Below are 19,883 nucleotides of genomic sequence, written 5' to 3' on the forward strand. Positions count from 1 at the left end.
GTAATGCTCAAGCTTTATGGATTTTGCGTCAGCAACTACTACAACATGGTCAAGCTGGCGTTGCTGGAGAAGGGACTGCCGTTTGAAGAGGTGCCGTTTTACCCAGGCTCCAGCCCCGAGGCGCTGGCCATCAGCCCGCGCGGCAAGGTTCCGGTACTGGGCGTCGAGCAAGGTTTCGTCAACGAAACCAGCGTGATTCTCGAGTACCTCGAGCAGAGCCAGAAAGGCACACCGCTGCTGCCGAGCGAGCCCTTCGAGCGAGCGCAGGCGCTGGCTTTGGCCAAGGAAATCGAGTTGTACATCGAACTGCCAGCGCGAGCCTGCTACCCCGAAGCGTTTTTCGGCATGTCAGTGCCGGAAGCGATCAAGGACAAGACCAAGGCCGAGTTGCTGCTGGGGTTCGCCTCACTGGGCCGGCACGGCAAGTTCGCCCCTTACGTGGCGGGCGACCGTCTCAGCATTGCGGATTTGTATTTCCTGTACAGCGTGCCGATGGCTTGTGCCGTGGCGCAGAAGCTGTTCGATATTGATCTGCTGGCTGAGATGCCGGCGGCCAGGGCGCTGCTGGAGCGTCTGGGGCAGAATCCGAACGTGCAGCGAATTGCGGCAGAAAAGGGCGCAGCAATGCCCGCGTTTCTGGAGATGATCGCGTCGAAGAAATAGATTGTGTAACGATCTTGAGAATGCCTTCGCGGGCAAGTCTCGCGCCTGAGGGGTACGGTCCCCTGTAGGCGCGAGCGGTGCGGCGATCCGACTTGCCCGCGAAGCTTTTAACGGCTGGCGAGCAATGCCTGACCGCGAGCCACGGCAGCCTTGACCTGTGCCGGCGCGGTTCCGCCGATATGGTCACGGGCATTCACCGAACCTTCCAGGGTCAGCACGGCAAACACGTCCTGCTCGATCTGGTCGCTGAACTTGCGCAGTTCTTCCAGGCTCATTTCCGCCAGGTCCTTGCCGCTGTCTACGCCGTACTTCACCGCGTGGCCAACGATCTCGTGGCAATCACGGAACGGCAAGCCGCGGCGTACCAGGTAGTCGGCCAGGTCGGTGGCGGTCGAGAAACCGCGCAGGGCCGCTTCGCGCATCATCGCGTGCTTGGGCTTGATCGCCGGGATCATGTCTGCGAAGGCTCGCAGCGAGTCGCGCAGGGTGTCGGCGGCGTCGAACAGCGGTTCCTTGTCTTCCTGGTTGTCCTTGTTGTAGGCCAACGGCTGGCCTTTCATCAGGGTCAGCAGGCCCATCAGCGCGCCGAACACCCGGCCAGTCTTGCCGCGAACCAGCTCCGGCACGTCCGGGTTTTTCTTTTGCGGCATGATCGAGCTACCGGTGCAGAAACGGTCCGGCAGATCGATGAACTGGAACTGCGCACTGGTCCACAGCACGAGCTCTTCGGAGAACCGCGACAAGTGCATCATCGCGATGCTCGCGGCCGAGCAGAACTCGATGGCGAAGTCGCGATCGGACACGTTGTCCAGGGAGTTGCCGCCAACAGCGTCAAAGCCCAGCAACTGAGCGGTGTACTCGCGGTCGATCGGGTAAGTGGTACCAGCCAGTGCAGCACTGCCCAGCGGCATGCGGTTGGTACGCTTGCGGCAGTCCACCAGGCGCTCGTAGTCGCGGCTGAGCATTTCGAACCAGGCCAGCATGTGGTGCCCGAAAGTCACCGGCTGCGCGGTTTGCAGGTGGGTGAAGCCTGGCATGATGCTGCCGGCTTCGCGCTCGGCCTGCTCCAGCAAGCCTTTTTGCAGGCGGGTGATCTCAGCCAAGATCAGGTCGATCTCGTCACGCAGCCACAGACGAATGTCGGTGGCGACCTGGTCGTTGCGGCTACGGCCGGTGTGCAGCTTTTTACCGGTCACGCCGATGCGGTCGGTCAGGCGCGCCTCGATGTTCATGTGCACGTCTTCGAGGTCGATGCGCCAGTCGAACTGGCCGGCCTCGATTTCACCCTGGATGGTCTTCAGGCCATCGATGATGCTGTCGCGCTCGGCATCGGTCAGCACGCCGACCTTGGCCAGCATCGTGGCGTGGGCGATCGAGCCCATGATGTCGTGGCGATACAGGCGCTGGTCGAAGGTGACGGAGGCGGTGAAGCGGGCAACGAAGGCGTCGACGGGTTCACTGAAGCGGCCGCCCCAGGACTGATTGGTCTTGTCAGTGCTCATGAATTCGCTCGTATCGGCTTGAAGAAAGATGGCGTGGAACGCTGACGCGGATAATAACAGGGTTGCCAATCCTGTCGCTGACACTGGTCGATACGTTTTTTTCTCATGGGGCGATCCATACTCGAAGCCAGCGATGCGCAAATTGCGCAACGATATTTCTCATTTGAGCAATATCGTCGCGGCAACCGTCTACAGTTGGACAGTAGGATCAGCGCACTTCTCGATGCTGCAGCTGACTATAGAGAGAAGAGGGGTGTTCATATTGTGTATCAGCAAACCTTATGGCGATGCCTCGCCAACGCGGGCCTGGGCCGTCAGTCACCCGGCAGATGAAAATTTAGCCGCCGGTCTTGCGGCACTTTTTGGCCCTCGCGCTAGTCTTAGCGTGGATCGCGGTGACGGACGTCACTTCACCTGTCTACGCTATCTTTGTGCGAGACTCACGCAGGAATCCAGCGCAATATGAATGTCCTGATCGTTGATGACGAACCCCTGGCCCGCGAGCGCCTGAGCCGAATGGTCGGCGAACTCGAGGGATACAACGTCCTGGAGCCCAGCGCCACGAATGGCGAAGAGGCGTTGGCACTGATCGACAGCCACAAGCCGGATATCGTACTACTCGATATTCGCATGCCGGGCCTCGATGGCCTGCAAGTGGCGGCACGATTGTGCGAACGCGAAACCCCGCCCGCCGTGGTGTTTTGCACAGGGCCCGATGAATTTGCCTTGGAAGCCCTACAGGCCAGCGCCGTGGGCTATCTGGTGAAGCCAGTGCGCACAGAACAGTTACATGAAGCATTGAAAAAAGCCGAACGCCCCAATCGCATCCAGCTCGCCGCCTTGACTCGTCCCGCCGCCGAAACCGGCAGCGGCCCACGCAGCCATATCAGCGCCCGCACCCGTAAAGGTATTGAACTGATCCCGTTGGGCCAGGTGGTCTACTTTATTGCCGACCACAAGTACGTGACCTTGCGCCATGAAGGTGGCGAGGTGCTGCTGGATGAGCCACTCAAGGCCCTCGAAGACGAATTTGGCGACCGTTTCGTGCGGATCCACCGCAATGCACTGGTCGCCCGCGAACGCATTGAACGGCTGCAACGCACCCCCCTGGGGCATTTCCAGCTGTTTCTCAAAGGCCTGAACGGCGACGCCCTGATCGTCAGCCGACGCCATGTGGCCGGCGTGCGCAAAATGATGCAGCAGCTTTAATCCGCCATTCAGGGCGGATTTCTACCCTGTTTTAGGGCCTTGAGGGCCAGGGAGGCCATGCAGTTTCTGATACAAGTCAAAGTGGATTTGGCTGAGCTGTTATTATCCGCCGTATCTATTCAGTACGGATTGATCCATGTCCTCTCGCGAAATCCGCATCGCCACCCGCAAAAGTGCTCTCGCCCTGTGGCAGGCCGAATACGTCAAGGCTCGTCTGGAACAGGCCCATCCGGGCCTGCTCGTGACACTGGTGCCCATGGTCAGTCGCGGCGACAAGCTGCTCGATTCGCCCCTGTCGAAAATCGGCGGCAAGGGCCTGTTCGTCAAGGAGCTGGAAACCGCGCTGCTGGAAAACGAAGCCGACATCGCCGTGCACTCCATGAAGGACGTGCCGATGGACTTCCCCGAAGGCCTCGGTCTGTTCTGCATCTGCGAGCGCGAAGACCCGCGCGATGCATTTGTCTCCAATACCTTCGCCAGCCTGGATGAGTTGCCACCAGGCAGCATCGTCGGCACCTCCAGCCTGCGCCGCCAGGCTCAGTTGCTGACCCGTCGCCCGGATCTGGAAATCCGCTTCCTGCGTGGCAACGTCAACACGCGCCTGGCCAAGCTCGATGCCGGCGAATACGACGCCATCATCCTCGCCGCGGCGGGTTTGATTCGTCTGGGCTTCGAACACCGCATCACCTCGGCCATCAGTGTCGATGACAGCCTGCCGGCCGGAGGCCAGGGCGCGGTCGGTATCGAGTGCCGTAGCGCCGACACTGAGATTCATGCACTGCTCGCGCCGCTGCATCATCAGGATACGGCCATCCGCGTGACCGCTGAACGTGCCCTCAACAAACATCTGAATGGCGGCTGCCAGGTGCCGATCGCCTGCTACGCCGTGCTTGAAGGCGAGCAGATCTGGTTGCGTGGCTTGGTGGGCGATCCGAACGGCGGCCTGCTGCTCTGCGCCGAGGCCCGAGCGCCACGCAGCAAGGCCGAGGCCCTGGGCGTGCAAGTGGCCGAAGACCTGCTGAGTCAGGGCGCCGACGCCATTCTCAAAGCAGTCTACGGCGAGGCTGGGCACGAGTGACTGGCTGGCGCCTGCTGCTGACGCGCCCTGCGGATGAATCAGCGGTGCTTGCCCGTGTGTTGGCTGACGCGGGGGTTTTCAGTAGCAGCTTGCCGCTTTTGGACATCGAGCCGATGCCGGCCTCTGCCACAATGCGCGCAGTGATTCAGGACCTGGATCACTATTGCGCGGTGATCGTGGTCAGTAAGCCGGCCGCCAGAATCGCTGTCGAGCTGCTCCACCAGCATTGGCCGCAACCGCCGGTTCTGACGTGGTTCAGCGTCGGCGCGGCAACGGCGCAGATCCTCGAGGCTAACGGGCTGGATGTGAGTTTCCCGGCCGACGGTGATGACAGCGAAGCCTTGCTTGAACTTCCACGATTGCGCGAGGCTATCGCCCGTCCCGATCCTCGGGTGTTGATCGTGCGTGGGGAGGGTGGGCGCGAGTTGCTGGCTGAGCGTTTGCGCGAGCTTGGTGCTAGTGTCGAGTATCTGGAGTTGTACCGACGCGGCTTACCGCAGTACCCACCGGCAGCGTTGCCTGAGCGGATCGAGGCGGAACGCTTGAACGGGCTGGTGGTCAGCAGTGGACAGGGTTTTGAGCACCTGCACCGATTGGCTGGCGATGCCTGGCCGATCATGGCGCGGTTGCCGTTGTTTGTTCCAAGCCCCAGGGTCGCCGAGCTGGCACGCGCCGCCGGGGCCCAAACAGTTGTGGATTGTCGTGGCGCCAGTGCCGCGGCCTTGCTGACGGCGTTACGGGAGCACCCCGTACCCGTTTTCTAATGCAAAGGATGGATACGTGAGCAAAACAGCCTTGCCTAAAGATGACGTCCAGCCGGTGCTCGATGCGCCGGTAGAAGCACCGGTTGTAACCGGGCCACCTGCTACTGAGCCGCGCCGAGGCAATGGGCTGGCAATCGTCGCGCTGCTGTTGGGCGCTGCCGGTGTTGCCGTGGGCGGTTGGGGAGTCTGGCAGGTGCGTCACCTGCAAGCCGATAACCTGCAACAGTTGAGTCAGGTACAGGCGTTGAACGATCAGGCGCAGAGCCTGAAGCTCAACGAGCAGCGTCTGACCGCTCGCCTCGAACAAATGCCTGCCGCCGAAGAGCTCGATGCGCGCAGTCGCTTGGTCACTCAACTTCAGGGCGATCAACAGCGTTTGAATCAACGCCTGGAAACCGTCCTCGGTGCCAGCCGCAAGGATTGGCGTCTGGCCGAGGCTGAGCATTTGCTGCGACTGGCCAGCCTGCGTCTGTCGGCGTTGCAGGACATCAGCAGCGCCCAGGCCCTGGTGCAGGGGGCCGATGAGATACTCCGTGAACAGAATGACCCGGGGGCTTTTGCCGCTCGCGAGCAAGTGGCCAAAACCCTGGTGGCCCTGCGCAGTACCGAACAGCCGGATCGCACCGGGTTGTTCCTGCGACTGGGTGCCTTGCGCGATCAAGTGATCAGCCTCACCGAACTGGCGCCCGAGTACAAGGACCGTGGCGAATCCCTGCTGGGCCTGACGGCCGATGGCGACGGCGCCAGTCGCTGGGCGCAATGGTGGGATCAGATCTCGCGTTACATCCGAATCGATTTCAACGCCGACAAGAATGTCCGTCCATTGCTGGCAGGGCAGAGCCTGAGCCAGGTGCGTCTGGCCTTGAGCCTGGCGCTGGAACAGGCGCAGTGGGCCGCGCTCAACGGTCAGGCTGCGGTCTACACTCAGGCGCTGACCGAGGCGCGGGACGTGCTCAAGGGTAACTTCAACCCGGACAACCCTCAGAGCAAGATCATGCTGGAGCAGGTGGCCGAGTTGAGCAAACAGCCAGTCACGGTGGTCACGCCGGATCTGACAGGCACGTTGAGCGCCGTCCAGGCTTACCTTGAGCGACGCAACGTCAACGCCGAGGACTCAGTGAAACCTCTTGGCAAACCTGCCGCGAGCACTGCGCAGGAGGCCACGCCATGAAGCGTCTCTATGTGATCGTGTTCGTGGTCATCGCTGCCGCCGCCGCTTTGGGGCTGGCGATTGCCGAGCATTCCGGCTACGTGCTGATCGCCTACAAGAGCTTCCGTTACGAATCGAGCCTGTGGGCAACCCTGGCCTTGGTGGCCGTGCTGTGGCTGGTGTTCTGGGGCATCAAGGCGCTGGTCGAACTGGTGACGACTTCCGGTGGGGTGGTCAACCCATGGTCGCGGCGCAATCGCAGTCGACGGGTGCAAGTGGCGATCGAGCACGGCCAGCTGGATTTGGCCGAGGGCCGCTGGGCCAGTGCTCAGCGTCACCTGTATCGCGCGGCAGAAGCCGAGCGTCAGCCACTGCTCTACTACTTGGGTGCTGCCCGCGCCGCGAACGAACAAGGTCTCTACCAGGAAAGCGATAACTTGCTGGAGCGCGCTTTGGAGCGACAGCCCCAGGCCGAGCTGGCGATTGCCTTGAGTCATGCCCAATTGCAGACCGACCGCGGCGACACCGACGGCGCCCTGGTCACCCTGCAGGCCATGCACGAGCGTCATCCTCATAACGTCCAGACCCTGCGCCAGTTGCAACGCCTGCATCAGCAACGGGGCGACTGGTCGGCAGTGATTCGCTTGCTGCCGGAGTTACGCAAGGACAAGGTGCTGCCGCCGGCGGAGCTGGCTGAACTGGAGCAACGCGCCTGGGGTAAGAATCTTTCGTTGGCGGCGCACCGGGAAGAGGACGGAACGGTCGGTTTGCAATCGCTCGCTCGTGCCTGGCAGCAGCTCACCGCCGCTCAGCGGCAGGAACCGCAACTGGTGCTCGCCTATGCCGAGCAACTGCGGCAACTGGGAGCGCAGGTCGAGGCCGAAGAGGTTCTGCGTACGGCTCTCAAGCGCAAATACGACAGTCATCTGGCACGCCTGTACGGTCTGGTTCGCGGTAGCGATCCGGCCAGACAGCTGCACACCGCTGAAGGTTGGCTCAAGGATCATCCGGCCGACCCGAGCCTGTTGCTGACGTTGGGCCGTTTGTGTCTGCAAAGCAGTCTGTGGGGCAAGGCCCGGGATTATCTGGAAAACAGTCTGCGTGTACAGCGTAATCCTGAAGCCTGCGCCGAACTGGCGCGGTTGCTGGCGCAATTGGGTGACACTGAACGCAGTAATCAGTTGTTCCAGGAGGGCTTGGGCCTGCTGGACGAGCGCTTGCTGTCGGCTCCGCTGCCGGTGCCGGCTCATGCTTGATGCCGGCCTGTAGCCGCTGCCGAAGGCTGCGTTCGGCTGCGCAGCAGTCGTAAATCAGGCGCCGCAGTCGGATCAGGTGAGTCGTGTTAAACCGATTACGACTGCTGCGCAGCCGAACGCCGGCTGCGCCAGCTGCTACAGGGGGAGTCGTTCGTCAGGGCAATCCAACCGCTCCGAGTCTGCCACTGTTTTTGAGTTGTGGTCCTGGTCTGGCAAAGTCCTACAGCGGACTACATCTTATCCTCTCGACTCTGTCGGGAATTCCCTACACTTCTGGTGAAGTGTCCGTGCTGGCCTGCCTTGAAAGGCTGCTGCGCTTTCCTCTACCGTAACCGCTTGTCTCTACAGTTACGGAAAAGCCATGTCTTTGGCCTGCTCACGCTCCTTGTTTTTCATGGTTTTCATTGCAGGTGCCCTGGCCTTGGGCGTTTCCTATTACCTGGAATATGCGGTCGGCCTCAAGCCTTGCGGGTTGTGCCTGTTGCAACGGGTTTGCCTGGCGCTGCTCACGGGTGTCTGCCTGATGGCTTCGGTGCAGGGGCCTGGTCGCTTCGGATCATTCCTGTATTGGTTACTGGGTCTGCTATGCAGTGTGGCGGGTACCGTCACGGCGTGGCGGCAGGTTGTGTTGCAGAGTGATCCGGTGCATCAGCTCTCGGCATGCTCGCCCAACCTGACTGATCTGTTTGCCAGTACGCCCTGGTTGTGTGCCTTGCAACGGTTGTTCAAGGGAACCGACGACTGCGCGGAAATTTCCTGGACGCTGTTCGACCTGAGTATCCCGGAATGGAGCCTGTTGTTCTTCGTTGCGATGATGATTCTGGGCGGGTATCAATTGCTGCGCCTTGTCTGGATCGCCTGTCAGCTGACCGCTCAGCGGCGAGTCGTCGCACCGGGTATTGACGGGCGATTAAACACTTGTATGAACTTTATCTCCTGCGTACCTTGAAGCCATAGGCGCGCGGGCATAATCTGGCCCGCACGTATCATTGGAATTATGTTGCTCGTTGCTGTTCTGCCTGACCCAGACCGGATGTGCCGAGTCTTGGTCAGGCGTAGAACGGCATGACCCATTAGGGAAGAGAGATCGCCATGTTAGATAGTTGTCAGAATGCTCAGGAACGCTGGGGTGGGGTTCATAAGCTCATTGACCGCTGGCTACAAGAGCGTGAAGAGTTGATAAAGTCGTTCCACGACTTGCGAAATGCCAAACCGGCTTTCGCCGACAAGTCCTTGAACGGTCGGTTCTGCGAGATTCTTGTCGATTACGTTTCTGCCTGGCACTTCGAAGTGAGTGAGCATCTGGTCAATGAGGCCAAGGCCTTTGGCGACGATGGCGGCCTTGAACTGGCGGAGCAGATCAACCCGCGTATCGACGTGAGCACCGAGATGGCGCTGTCGTTCAATGATCATTGTCACAAGGGTGACTGCAACGACACCGAGCGTTTCGCCGAAGCGCTGGAAAAGCTGGGCAGCCAACTGCGTGAACGCTTCGAACTGGAAGATTGCCTGATCGAAGTGCTGCACACCGCCCACAAGGAAGAGAGTTCGGTTCAGGCCTGAACCCTTCCCGGCTAGACACTGAAAACGGTGCGCAATGCGCACCGTTTTTCGTTTCCGGCATTCAGCTTGTAGCACCACGCAATTCGACTTCGAATACCAGCGGCGTGAACGGCGCGATCAAGTCGCCGGCACCGTCGGCGCCATAGGCTTGCGCCGATGGAATTACCAGGCGCCATTTTGCGCCGACCGGCATATTTTGCAGCGCGCTACGCCAGCCGCTGATCACACTATCAAGACTGAACCACTGCGGCTGACTGTTCTGATCGAACACGGTGCCATCAGGTAGACGACCGATATACAGCACCTGGACTTTGCCGTTCGGTCCTGCCTTCGCGCCGGTTCCGGGAGCCAGCTCGGTCAGCAATACTCCATCTGCCAATTGACGGACGCCAGGTTTGGTTTTTTCCTCATCGAGAAAGCGCCGCTCTTTTTCGAGGGCAACTTCGCTTTGCGCGACGGCGGGTTGCTCGGCGACCTGGGCTTCGTGCTCGGCAAGAATCTGTTCGATCTGCTCGTCTTTCAGCGCTAGCGGCTTACCTTGGTAGGCTTGCTGCAAACCTTCGAGCAGTGCCTGAAGTTGCAGGTCCGGAACCTCCTGGCGCAAGCGTTCGCCAAGGCTCGCACCCAAGCTGTAAGCGAGATCGTGAGCGTCATTTGTGGTGGTTTTTTCGGCGGCCTGGACCACGGAAAAAAACATGCACAGCGATAAAAAAAGGTAGCGCGACATAGGCACTCTCCGACCTGAGATGCGCAGGATTATGCCAGTGTGAATGCTCTCGAAGGTGAACTGGTTTTGCGTAAGCGCAGAACATTTTTACTTCGTTGCAACGCAGCGCTTTCGATACTGTCAACATGCCCTAGCGGCGGTTGCAGCAGAGGTCTAGTATGAGCCGCATTCACGTCAGCCAGGAGGTAAACCATGTCGGCCACCAAGAAGCCAGTAAATACTCCGTTGCACTTACTCCAACAACTCTCGGGCAGCCTGCTCGAGCACTTGGAAAACGCTTGTTCCCAAGCCTTGGCTGATGCTGAAAAACTGCTCGCCAAACTGGAAAAGCAGCGCGGAAAAGCGCAGGAAAAACTGCATAAATCCCGCACCAAATTGCAGGACGCTGCGGCGGCCGGCAAAGCCAAGGCACAAGCCAAGGCCAAAGATGCGGTGAAAGAACTTGAGGACCTGCTTGACGCCCTCAAGGCTCGTCAGTCCGAAACTCGCAGCTACATCCTGCAACTCAAACGCGACGCTCAAGAAAGCCTGAAACTGGCCCAGGGTGTCGGTCGTGTCCAAGAGGCTGTCGGCAAGGCGTTGTCCCTGCGTTCGGCCAAGCCAGCCGCGGCACCTGCGAAGAAAGCCGCTGCCAAACCGGTTGCTGCAAAAGCACCGGCCAAGCCTGCTGCGGCTCCTGTTAAAAAAACCGCCGCCAAAGCACCGGTAAAAGCTGCAGCGAAACCAGCCGCAAAACCTGCGGCGAAAAAACCAGTCGCTGCCAGCGCTGCGAAACCAGCAGCTAAAACGACAGCTGCCAAACCTGCCGCTAAGCCAGTCGCTGCCAAAACAGCTGCCGCTAAACCCGCTGCCAAAACCACGGCTGCCAAACCCGCCGTGGCGAAAACTGCAGCTGCCAAACCGGCCGCTAAACCTGCTGCAAAACCAGCAGCCAAAACTGCCGCCAAACCTGTCGCGGCTAAAACCGCTGCAGCCAAGCCTGCAGCCAAGCCTGCTGCAAAACCGGCGGCGAAACCTGCTGCAAAAACTGCAGCCAAACCCGCCGCTAAACCGGCTGCCAAAACTGCTGCTGCGAAACCTGCCGTCGCTGCCAAGCCAGCCACTGCCGCCAAACCAGCTGTAGCGAAACCAGCAGCCAAACCTGCCGCTGCCAAACCGGCTGCAAAACCTGCCGCCAAGCCAGCAGCAAAACCGGCCGTGAAAAAGCCAGTCGTTGCTGCAAAGCCGACTGCCGCACCTGTTGCCAAGCCAGTAACCCCGGCCCCGGCTGCATCGGCTTCGCCGGCTCCGGTAGCCACTACCTCGACAGCTTCGCCTGCGCCAGCGGCATCGTCGAGCACCAGCACTACCCCAACCAGCGCTTCCTAAGTGCCGGTTACCGCGACGCGCAGCTGATGCAGCGCGTCGCGGCTCAGGTTGGCGGCGCCTGCTGCCATACCTTCCAGCCAGGCCGTTGGATCGGTCGCTCCACACTGCGGCCAACTCTGCGCCAAACGCTCCAGTCGCAGCAACAAATGCCTTTCGGCTTCCATCTCCAGTGTCTTCACTTTTTCGCGCAAATCATCCAGACCGGCATCCTCGCTGGCAGCGGCTTTCCATTGCTGGCGCAAGGTGCGTAACGGTTGCACGACATCCACGTCCCAAGGCCCGGCTACATCGCGTAGCAGCTGCAAGCGTTGTTCGTTGCAGGCGACTCCACGTTGCCCCAGCCACAATCCACAGAGCAGCAGGCACACATTCACACCCGCTGCCTGCAATTGCAGGCAGGCGTGTTCAACGCCGGGACGGGCGTAAGTGTCGAGGGAAAAGCTCCACAGGTCAGAGGACATAGTGCTACTCGCGCCAGTTGCGAGCGAAGCTGGTAGACTCCGCCGCCATTATGATTCGACTTCAGAACCTGACTTTACAGCGTGGCCCGCAACGTCTGCTAGAAGACGCCGAGCTGACCCTGCACGCCGGCCACAAAGCCGGCCTCATCGGTGCCAACGGCGCCGGCAAATCGAGCCTGTTCGCCTTGCTTCGGGGCGAACTGCACCCGGACTCGGGTGACTGCTTCCTGCCGGCCGACTGGCGCATCGCCCACATGCGCCAGGAGGTCGACACCCTCGAGCGCCTGGCGGTCGACTACGTGCTCGATGGCGACCTGCGCCTGCGTCAGGTGCAACGCGACCTGGCGGCGGCCGAAGCGGCCCATGACGGTGCCGCTCAGGCCCGCCTGCACTCGGAGCTCGACAGCGCCGATGGGTACACCGCCGATGCCCGGGCTCGCAAGCTATTGGCGGGCCTTGGGTTCACCAACGAGCAAATGGACCGGCAAGTAGGAGATTTCTCCGGTGGCTGGCGGATGCGTCTGAATCTGGCGCAGGCTTTGATGTGCCCCTCGGACCTGTTGCTGCTCGACGAACCGACCAACCACTTGGACCTCGACGCCATCATCTGGCTCGAAGAGTGGCTCAAAAGCTACCCTGGCACTTTATTGCTGATTTCCCACGACCGGGACTTCCTCGATGCCGTGGTCGATCACGTAGCTCACGTCGATCAACGCAAGATCACCCTGTATCGCGGCGGTTACACCGCGTTTGAACGGGCCCGTGCCGAACGTCTGGCACAGCAACAGCAGGCGTACGAGAAGCAACAGGCGCAACGTGCGCACATGGAAAGCTACATTGCCCGCTTCAAGGCCCAGGCCACCAAGGCCCGTCAGGCCCAGAGCCGGATCAAGGCGCTGGAGCGGATGGAAGAGCTGTCCGCCGCGCACGTCGATTCGCCGTTCGATTTCGTCTTTCGCGAATCGCAGAAAATCTCCAGCCCGCTGATCGATCTATCGGACGCTCGCTTGGGTTATGGCGAAAAAACCGTGCTGGAGAAGGTCAAGCTGCAACTGACCCCTGGCGCGCGGATCGGTTTGCTCGGCCCCAACGGTGCCGGTAAATCGACCCTGATCAAGAACCTCTCCGGTGAGCTCGAGCCATTGGCGGGCCGACTGACCCGGGGCGAGAACACCGTGGTCGGTTACTTCGCCCAGCATCAACTGGATTCCCTCGATTCCAAGGCCAGCCCGTTGCTGCACTTGCAGCGCCTGGCGCCAACCGAACGTGAGCAGACCCTGCGTGACTTCCTCGGTGGTTTCGACTTCCGGGGTGCACGTATCGATGAGCCGGTGTTGAATTTCTCCGGTGGCGAAAAGGCGCGACTGGCCCTGGCGCTGATCGCCTGGGGCCGACCGAACCTGTTGCTGCTCGACGAACCGACCAACCACCTGGACCTGGAAATGCGCCTGGCGCTGACCATGGCGTTGCAGGAATTCAGTGGCGCGGTTCTGGTGGTCTCCCACGATCGTCATTTGCTTAAAAGCACCACCGACAATTTCTATCTGGTGGCAGACGGCAAGGTCGAGGAGTTCGACGGCGACCTGGAAGACTACACCCGTTGGCTGGTGGAGTACCGTCAGCGCAACGTGCCGGTCAGCAATACCCCGGTCAACCCGGACAAGACCGACAAGAAAGCCCAGCGCCAGGCCGCCGCCGCGTTGCGTCAGCAACTGGCACCGCACAAGCGCGAGGCCGACAAGCTCGAAGCCGAGTTGGGCAAGCTGCACGAGAAACTGGCGAAGATCGACGCCAGCCTCGGCGACAGCGATATTTACGAGCCGGCACGCAAGAACGAATTGCGTGATCTGCTGGCCGAGCAGGCCCGGCTGAAGGTGCGTGAAGCCGAGCTGGAAGAAGCCTGGATGGAAGCGCTCGAATTGCTCGAAAGCATGCAGGCGGAGCTGGAGGCGCTGTCTTGATGGAGGCCTTCAAGCTGCCGTTGCCGGCGATGTGGGTCGAGCCGCTCTGGCTGGTCGTGCAAATCCTGCTGATCCTGCTGGCCGGCTATGTCGCTCAGCGCGTCGTCGCTAAAGGCCTGACTCGCCTGGGCGAGCGTTACCCGTTCCCGCCGCAGTTCTTGATGCCGCTGCGCGGTGGTTTGCGTTGGCTGATCATGGGTAGCGCGCTGATCTTCGTGCTGGAGCGTCTTGGGGTGTCGGCCACGGTGCTCTGGACCGCGTTGTCCGGCTTCGTGGCGGTGGCTGCCGTGGCGTTTTTCGCCATGTGGAGCGTGCTGTCCAATCTGTTGTGCGCGATCCTGATCTTCACCGTCGGACCATTCCGAATCGGCGATGTGGTCGAGTTGGTGGACACCACCGACAAGCCGGGCGTCAAGGGTCGGGTGGTGGCGATTAATCTGCTCTACACCACGCTGATCGAAGCCGAAGAGCTCGGTACCGGCAGTGCCATGGTGCAAGTGCCCAACAGCCTGTTCTTCCAGCGCTCGGTTCGACGCTGGCGCGGTACTGATGTATTTCCTTCAAACGGGTTCGAAAAGCAGGCTCGATAGGACGCTACCGCCGTCAACGCTGGTCGGCAGTCACTCTGTCCTGCAAAAAATCGGTAGTCATTGATCGTAAGGCGCATTAGCTTAGACGTTTGTCACGAGTCTGAGTCGAGGTGTGCAATGCTGCTTCAAACATGGCTGGCATTTTTTGCCGCCTGCTGGGTGATCAGTCTTTCCCCCGGTGCCGGCGCCATTGCGTCGATGTCCAGCGGCCTGCGCTACGGTTTCTGGCGCGGTTACTGGAACGCCCTGGGTCTGCAACTGGGCCTGGCGTTGCAAATTGCGATTGTCGCTGCCGGTGTCGGTGCGATCCTCGCGGCCTCCGCCACTGCCTTTTATGCGATCAAATGGTTCGGCGTGGCTTACCTGGTCTACCTCGCGGTCAAGCAATGGCGCGCGCTGCCCAATGAGATGAGCGACGACGCTGCCATTCGGCAGATCGGCAAGCCGATGGCGCTGGTGTTCCGCGGTTTTCTAGTGAACGTCAGCAACCCCAAGGCTTTGGTGTTCATGCTCGCGGTGCTGCCGCAATTCATCGATCCCCATGCGCCGCTAGTGGCCCAGTACCTGATCCTCGGCGTGACCATGATCTGTGTCGACCTGATCGTCATGGCCGGCTACACCGGGCTGGCGGCCAAGGTCCTGCGTTTGTTGCGCACGCCCAGGCAGCAGAAACGCATGAACCGCACTTTTGCCGGGCTGTTCATCGGCGCGGCGGCATTCATGGCGACTTTGCGCAAAGCAGCGACATAAAGCTTCAGGCACAAAAAAGGCGACCTATTGAGGTCGCCTTTTTCATTACTACAGAGTAGCCAGTCTGAGATCAGTGCAGAATCACCGGCGCCGTATCTCGCGGCAGGTTATTACGCAGCGGTGCCTGCCCCGGCTGCTCGTAACCGCCACCACCGAGCTGTTGGCTCAGTTGTGAAGCCACGTCTTCACCCAACGCCTTGGACACGTCACGCACCACCCGTGGGCGGTTCAGGGAAACCCGGATGTCCCGGCCATTCACCAGTTTGGTGTCCTGACCTTCGCCCATCGCCGTGAAGGCCGAGGTGATCTCGAAGGTCTTGGTGTTGATCAGGCTGAAGTCCGCCACCAGCGTCAACGCCAGCACCGCCGAGTAACTGTCGGTGTTGGCCAGCTCATTCATGTCGCGGGTGAAGTCGATGTCTGACACGGTGCCGAACAGCACATAGTCGGCACCCTTGAAGCTACCGGCCTTGATGCGCTTGATCACGTCATACACGTCGCCTTTGGACGATGCCGTGTAAGGCGTGCCCTGCACCAGCTGGAACATGCCGGTGCGCAGGATCTCGCCCTTGATGTCGCCGGTGAATTTGCGCAACTCGCCTTGCTCGATGTAGCTGCTGGTGGCTTCGTACTCTTCGTAACTGGATGAACCACTGGCGCCGTAATAGCTCTGGCTATGGTTACTCTGTGCCGAAACAGTGTGGACGTATTGCTCCACGCGCTCCTGGTACGCCAGATCCGCTACTGCAACTTTCGGGGCCGCTTGCACGCTGAATGCGCAAGCCAGGGCCATCATGCCAATCCATGTGCGCATCGATTAACGCTCCGTGGTTTTGCGGATCTCTTTTTCGTCCATCCACTCGGCCAGACCGCTTTCAACGTCGATCAATTGCAGGCTGAATTTGTAGAAGACGTCCTTGTAGTCGCTGCTGCGCTTGACGATCGAGCTGATCGAACCTTCAAGACGGTATTGGGCGGCAATCATGTTGCCGGTCTTGGCCACGGTGCTCTTCTTGTACAGGCCGCTCTGGTTTTGCAGCTTGAGCTGGTCGACCTGGCTCTGCATTGCGGTGTTGTCGCTGGCGAAACGGGCGACGCCGGACTTCATCAGCTGGGTCTTGATGCTGGTAGTGATTTCGCGGGTATCGATGTACTCGCTGGTCTTGTTCTTCACGTCGTAGACCTGAACCACCGGACGGCCTTGCAGGATGCCGGACTGTGCCAGGGAGCGGGTCATGGATTCGGCGATCATCTGCAGGTCGGTGGAGCCGAACTCGTTGGTCACGGTTTCAACCGCTTTGGTGTCGCCGTAGCTGATGTTTTTGCTGCCCAGCGTCGGTGAAGTGTTGGCGCAACCGCTGGCCAGGAGGGCGATGACGGCGATGAACGAAAAGCGTGCAAACATGGGAATGCTCTCTAGAACTGAACGAATAGGTGTCGGGCTTAAGGCGTTTTGATTTCGAGACGGAAATCCACGGCTTTGGCGGTTGGCGCAATGGCCTGGATGAAACTGGTCTGCTCGCCGTACATCATCTGGCTTTTCCAGGTTTCCTCTTCGGCAACCGGGAAGCCTTCAGGGCCGAGCCAGGCAAAGCGGTAGTAGAAGGTCTTGTTGTTGTAGCTGGTGTTGCTCAGCTGTGCGTTGACGGTCATGAAGCCGTTTTCCCGCGCCACGCGCATGGCGCCGACCACGATGTTCTTGAGCTTGCCCATGGCCACGACCTTGCTGGCAGCGCTGCCTGGCTCCGGTGGTGGCGGGGTGGCGCAGCCGGCCAGCAAGGCCAGGGCGACGACAGTGATGAGTTTGAAGCGCATGCAAAGACTCCGTTCTTAAGGTTGTTTGAGGCTGGCCACGGTGGTCGGGTTGGCGCTCGGGATCACATGAGCGGCCTGGCCGCTGGCGAATACCTGATTGCCCACGGCGCGCAGGCTGATGACCTGATAGCGCTGATCCACAGTGATCTTGACCACCGAACCGCCCACGGCGCTCGGCAGGGTGACTTGGTGCTCGCCTTTCTTCAAGCGTAGACGCACGACTTGAGTGGTGTCTGGCAGGGTACGCCATGTACGGGTATCGGCACCTTCGAGCACCGCTGAAGAGATCCCGACCGCAAGACCCGCCAGTGGGTTGGTTTCGTTGATCTTCTTCTGAGCCACGCCTTTGGTCACGGCACGGACGGTGGTGCGCAGGATGATGCCCGGCATGTCATCACGCAGCGCGCGGCGGGACATGGCGGTGGTGCTGTTGAGTTGCGTCAGGTTCACCTGCTGACCGTCTACGCCGATCTGGGCGAAGGGAGCGGTCGAGGTGTCCGGCTTGATGACCGGGAACGACAGCGGTGTGATCACCACCTGGTTGCTGATCGGCAATGGCAACGGAATGCGGATCGAGTCGCGGGACGGCGCCAGGCCGCTTTGCACGACGATCAGGATGTCGCTGTCCTCGTCCTTGGCGGGTTTGTCGAGATTCACCAGCGCCTGTTCCAGCAGCGGGGTGTTCGGGCGCAATTCGGCGGCCTTGCGATAGCCCGGTGCAGCCAGGTCTTTCTCGCCCAGGGCTTCATAGACGAAACCGGCCAGGTAATGGCTGAACGCACTCTGGTAGCTGTTTTTCAGGCTGACCACTTCTGGCGCGTCGAGGCTGGCCACCGGATAACCCTGGAGATCCTTGTACTGGGTTTTGACGCCTTCCTTCTCGGCCTGCTCTTCGCTCTTGAGGTATTCCTTGTCGCGCAGGTCGGCGATCACCGCTTCACGTTCGTGAGTTTTCTTGATCGCGGTGCGCGCGCCGTCGAAGTCGTTCACCGCCAGCAGGTTGAGGGCCATCTGCGTGGTCAGCATGACTTTCTCGTAGTCGTAGCCTTCGTAGCGACGGACTTTGTCATTGACCAGGAAGCTGCCGAACTGAGCCAGGTACTTTTCGGTGTCGAGCTTGACCGAGTCTTCCCACTTGCCCACCACCTGATCGGCGCTGCTCCAGGCATTCTGGCTGCCGGACAAGTCGCCCTTGGCGCGCAGCAGTTCACCCTTCTCGAAGTAATAGAGCAGGTCTTTGTCGGCGCCGGTGTTGTTCTTTTCCAACAAGGTCAAGGCGCCGTCGACGTTGCCGGCAGCCAGTTGCTGGTTGGTTTGTGCCAGTTCGGAATCGTAGTTGCGAAAAGCCGAACAGCCGGAGAGCAAGGTGACAGCGCTGAGCGCGATCGAGGTAAGGGCGCGAGAGGCCATAGGGGGTACTTCTTCCCTGAGTATAAGCAGCCGCGCGTGCTGGTCGGGCTGTTGGGACCCATCGGCAGGGAGACTGGCGCCCTGCCAATTCCTCATAAAAAGAGGAGCTTAAATGCCGTATCGCGATAACGACGGCGCGGCATTATAAACAGGGATGCTGGCTATGTAATGGCTTTTTAATTGTGTGTTTTCACAACGTGCCATTACTTATTTCTGGCCTGATACCGGCGCTGGCGAGGTTTGCACATAAGTCTTTCCGACGACGAATGCCACGGTGTTTATTGTGCGCAGGTTGATGACTTGAAAGTCGCGGTCGATGCGCAGGGTTACCGGCGGGGTGCCGGGCGCGTTCGGCGCGCTGAACAGGTGTTCACCTTTTTTCAGCCGCAGACGCGCGACCAGGGTTTTGTCCGGCAAGGTACGCCATGTGCGGGTGTCGGCCTCCTCGAATGGGTCTTCGCGCGTGACCACCAGCGATGCTTTGGCCGGGTTGCGTTGGTTTTCCTCAGCCTGGCCGATAGCCGCCATGTTGGCGCGGAACATGGCCCGCGAGATGATGGCGGGCATGTCATCACGCAAGGTGCGCAAGGCCATGTCGGTGACGCTGTTGAGTGCGGTCAGCGGCCGTTTTCGACCATCGACGATGATGTGGTCGAATGCTGGCGTGATGGTGTCCGGGATCATCACCGGGAAAGAAATCGGGGCAACGATCACCAGGTTTTCGTTGAGCCGTACCGGAATCGGCACGCGCACCGAGCTGCGTGCCGGTGCCAGGCCGCTTTGGACAATGATTAACACATCACTTTCATCGGCTTTTGCCGGCGGTTTGTCGAGATTGCGCAACGCCTGCTCGAGAAACGGCAGGTTCGGGCGCAATTCAATTGCCTGGCGATAGCCCGGCGCGGCGAGATCGCGTTCGCCGAGGGCTTCATAGGTGAAGCCAGCCAGGTAATGACTGAAGGCACTCTGATAGCCGTTTTTCAATTCGATGACGGCTGGCGCATCGAGGGTGGTCACCGGGTAGCCTTGCAGATCCTTGTAACGCACCGAAATGCCCTGGGCCTTGGCCTGCTCTTCGAGCTCTTCGTATTGCCGCTCGCGCTGGCGGGCAATCAGTGCTTCGCGTTCGTGGGTTTTCTTGATGTCGGCGCGGGCGCCGTCGAAGTCATTCGCAGCCAATTGGTTGAGAGCCATTTGCGTGGTCAGCATGACTTTTTCGTAATCGTAACCTTCGTAGCGACGCAGTTTGTCGTTGACCAGCATGGTGCCCATTTCATTGCCAAACCGTGTGAGCAGTTTCATGGCCCCGGAGGGCACCGCTTCTTCGCGCTGGAATACCATCTGGTCAGCGCTGCGCCAGGCTTTCTGGCTCTCCGGCAGCGCATTGGCGACACTAAGGATGGCGCCTTTCTCGAAGTAATAGAGCAGATCCTTGTCTTCCCAGGGATTGTGCAGCTCCACTAGGTCCAACGCACCCTGGAGGTTGCCCACCAATAGTTGGTCATTGGTCTGTTGCATCTCCTGATCATAATTTCGGTACGCGGCACAGCCACTCAGTTGTAGGGCGAAACTCAGCAGCAAAGAGAACAACAGGCAGGAGCGCATGGACGATGATT

The 19,883-nt window shown here is 60.2% G+C and carries 19 protein-coding genes and 1 pseudogene; 12 read left to right on the forward strand and 8 right to left on the reverse strand.

Annotated features, from left to right (window positions below; translation table 11 throughout):
- The first annotated feature begins 3 nt into the window (after nt 1-3).
- A complete protein-coding gene (locus AC1DQM_RS10320; protein ID WP_064621064.1) occupies nt 4-663 on the forward strand; it encodes a glutathione S-transferase family protein in 660 nt (219 codons plus the stop codon).
- Between the two features lie 107 nt (nt 664-770).
- On the opposite strand, the gene argH is transcribed toward AC1DQM_RS10320, so the two are convergent.
- Nucleotides 771-2,165, reverse strand: a complete 1,395-nt coding sequence (argH, locus tag AC1DQM_RS10325; protein ID WP_019580504.1) for an argininosuccinate lyase — start codon at nt 2,163-2,165, stop codon at nt 771-773.
- A 462-nt stretch (nt 2,166-2,627) separates the two neighbouring features.
- On the opposite strand from argH, the gene AC1DQM_RS10330 reads away from it, so the two are divergent.
- The 7 genes and pseudogenes from AC1DQM_RS10330 (at nt 2,628) to AC1DQM_RS10360 (ending at nt 9,185) form a co-directional block, all read left to right on the forward strand.
- Nucleotides 2,628-3,374 carry a LytR/AlgR family response regulator transcription factor gene (locus tag AC1DQM_RS10330; RefSeq protein ID WP_064621063.1) on the forward strand — a complete coding sequence of 249 codons (747 nt, stop codon included), beginning with the start codon at nt 2,628-2,630 and terminating at the stop codon, nt 3,372-3,374.
- Between the two features lie 136 nt (nt 3,375-3,510).
- Complete coding sequence (gene hemC / locus AC1DQM_RS10335; RefSeq protein WP_111453033.1) at nt 3,511-4,452, forward strand: hydroxymethylbilane synthase; 942 nt, start codon at nt 3,511-3,513, stop codon at nt 4,450-4,452.
- The gene (locus AC1DQM_RS10340; RefSeq protein ID WP_305410490.1) at nt 4,449-5,216 is read left to right on the forward strand and encodes a uroporphyrinogen-III synthase; all 768 of its coding nucleotides are present in this window, start codon (nt 4,449-4,451) and stop codon (nt 5,214-5,216) included. Before hemC ends, AC1DQM_RS10340 begins: the two co-directional genes overlap by 4 nt.
- Before the next feature lie 16 nt (nt 5,217-5,232).
- Complete coding sequence (locus AC1DQM_RS10345) at nt 5,233-6,387, forward strand: uroporphyrinogen-III C-methyltransferase (RefSeq protein ID WP_018927544.1); 1,155 nt, start codon at nt 5,233-5,235, stop codon at nt 6,385-6,387.
- Complete coding sequence (locus AC1DQM_RS10350) at nt 6,384-7,622, forward strand: heme biosynthesis protein HemY (RefSeq protein ID WP_111453030.1); 1,239 nt, start codon at nt 6,384-6,386, stop codon at nt 7,620-7,622. The genes AC1DQM_RS10345 and AC1DQM_RS10350 overlap by 4 nt, the downstream gene beginning before the upstream one ends.
- A gap of 361 nt (nt 7,623-7,983) precedes the next feature.
- Nucleotides 7,984-8,536: pseudogene (locus AC1DQM_RS10355) on the forward strand (disulfide bond formation protein B).
- Between the two features lie 178 nt (nt 8,537-8,714).
- On the forward strand, nt 8,715-9,185 hold the full coding sequence (locus AC1DQM_RS10360) for an Rsd/AlgQ family anti-sigma factor (RefSeq protein ID WP_064621058.1): 471 nt from the start codon (nt 8,715-8,717) through the stop codon (nt 9,183-9,185).
- Between the two features lie 61 nt (nt 9,186-9,246).
- On the opposite strand, the gene AC1DQM_RS10365 is transcribed toward AC1DQM_RS10360, so the two are convergent.
- Entirely contained in the window at nt 9,247-9,912 is a 666-nt protein-coding gene (locus tag AC1DQM_RS10365; RefSeq protein WP_018927548.1) for an FKBP-type peptidyl-prolyl cis-trans isomerase, read from the reverse strand.
- Between the two features lie 192 nt (nt 9,913-10,104).
- Here AC1DQM_RS10365 and AC1DQM_RS10370 point away from each other — a divergent pair, with 192 nt between their 5' ends.
- Complete coding sequence (locus AC1DQM_RS10370) at nt 10,105-11,280, forward strand: AlgP family protein (protein ID WP_477746130.1); 1,176 nt, start codon at nt 10,105-10,107, stop codon at nt 11,278-11,280.
- On the opposite strand, the gene AC1DQM_RS10375 is transcribed toward AC1DQM_RS10370, so the two are convergent.
- Nucleotides 11,277-11,741: a TIGR02444 family protein gene (locus AC1DQM_RS10375; RefSeq protein ID WP_477746131.1), complete on the reverse strand. Its 465-nt coding sequence runs from the start codon at nt 11,739-11,741 to the stop codon at nt 11,277-11,279. The genes AC1DQM_RS10370 and AC1DQM_RS10375 overlap by 4 nt on opposite strands.
- A 50-nt stretch (nt 11,742-11,791) precedes the next feature.
- Here AC1DQM_RS10375 and AC1DQM_RS10380 point away from each other — a divergent pair, with 50 nt between their 5' ends.
- The 3 genes from AC1DQM_RS10380 to AC1DQM_RS10390 all read left to right on the forward strand — a co-directional run bounded on the left by AC1DQM_RS10380 (nt 11,792) and on the right by AC1DQM_RS10390 (nt 15,042).
- A complete protein-coding gene (locus AC1DQM_RS10380; protein WP_064621055.1) occupies nt 11,792-13,702 on the forward strand; it encodes an ATP-binding cassette domain-containing protein in 1,911 nt (636 codons plus the stop codon).
- Entirely contained in the window at nt 13,702-14,292 is a 591-nt protein-coding gene (locus AC1DQM_RS10385; protein WP_019650132.1) for a mechanosensitive ion channel family protein, read from the forward strand. Before AC1DQM_RS10380 ends, AC1DQM_RS10385 begins: the two co-directional genes overlap by 1 nt.
- 117 nt (nt 14,293-14,409) lie before the next feature.
- A complete protein-coding gene (locus AC1DQM_RS10390) occupies nt 14,410-15,042 on the forward strand; it encodes a LysE family transporter (protein ID WP_018927553.1) in 633 nt (210 codons plus the stop codon).
- Between the two features lie 70 nt (nt 15,043-15,112).
- Here the strand turns inward: AC1DQM_RS10390 and AC1DQM_RS10395 are convergent, their stop codons facing one another.
- The 5 genes from AC1DQM_RS10395 to AC1DQM_RS10415 form a co-directional block, all read right to left on the reverse strand.
- Nucleotides 15,113-15,856, reverse strand: coding sequence for a penicillin-binding protein activator LpoB (locus tag AC1DQM_RS10395; RefSeq protein WP_477746132.1), 744 nt, complete (start codon nt 15,854-15,856; stop codon nt 15,113-15,115).
- A 3-nt stretch (nt 15,857-15,859) separates the two neighbouring features.
- Nucleotides 15,860-16,447: a penicillin-binding protein activator LpoB gene (gene lpoB / locus AC1DQM_RS10400; protein ID WP_007941608.1), complete on the reverse strand. Its 588-nt coding sequence runs from the start codon at nt 16,445-16,447 to the stop codon at nt 15,860-15,862.
- Between the two features lie 38 nt (nt 16,448-16,485).
- A complete protein-coding gene (locus AC1DQM_RS10405) occupies nt 16,486-16,857 on the reverse strand; it encodes a YcfL family putative periplasmic lipoprotein (RefSeq protein ID WP_018927555.1) in 372 nt (123 codons plus the stop codon).
- Between the two features lie 15 nt (nt 16,858-16,872).
- Nucleotides 16,873-18,267, reverse strand: coding sequence for a COG3014 family protein (locus AC1DQM_RS10410; protein ID WP_086944362.1), 1,395 nt, complete (start codon nt 18,265-18,267; stop codon nt 16,873-16,875).
- A 207-nt stretch (nt 18,268-18,474) separates the two neighbouring features.
- A complete protein-coding gene (locus AC1DQM_RS10415) occupies nt 18,475-19,872 on the reverse strand; it encodes a COG3014 family protein (RefSeq protein WP_064621051.1) in 1,398 nt (465 codons plus the stop codon).
- Between the last annotated feature and the right edge of the window lie 11 nt (nt 19,873-19,883).

Source organism: Pseudomonas sp. 01L34 (genome assembly GCF_056400265.1).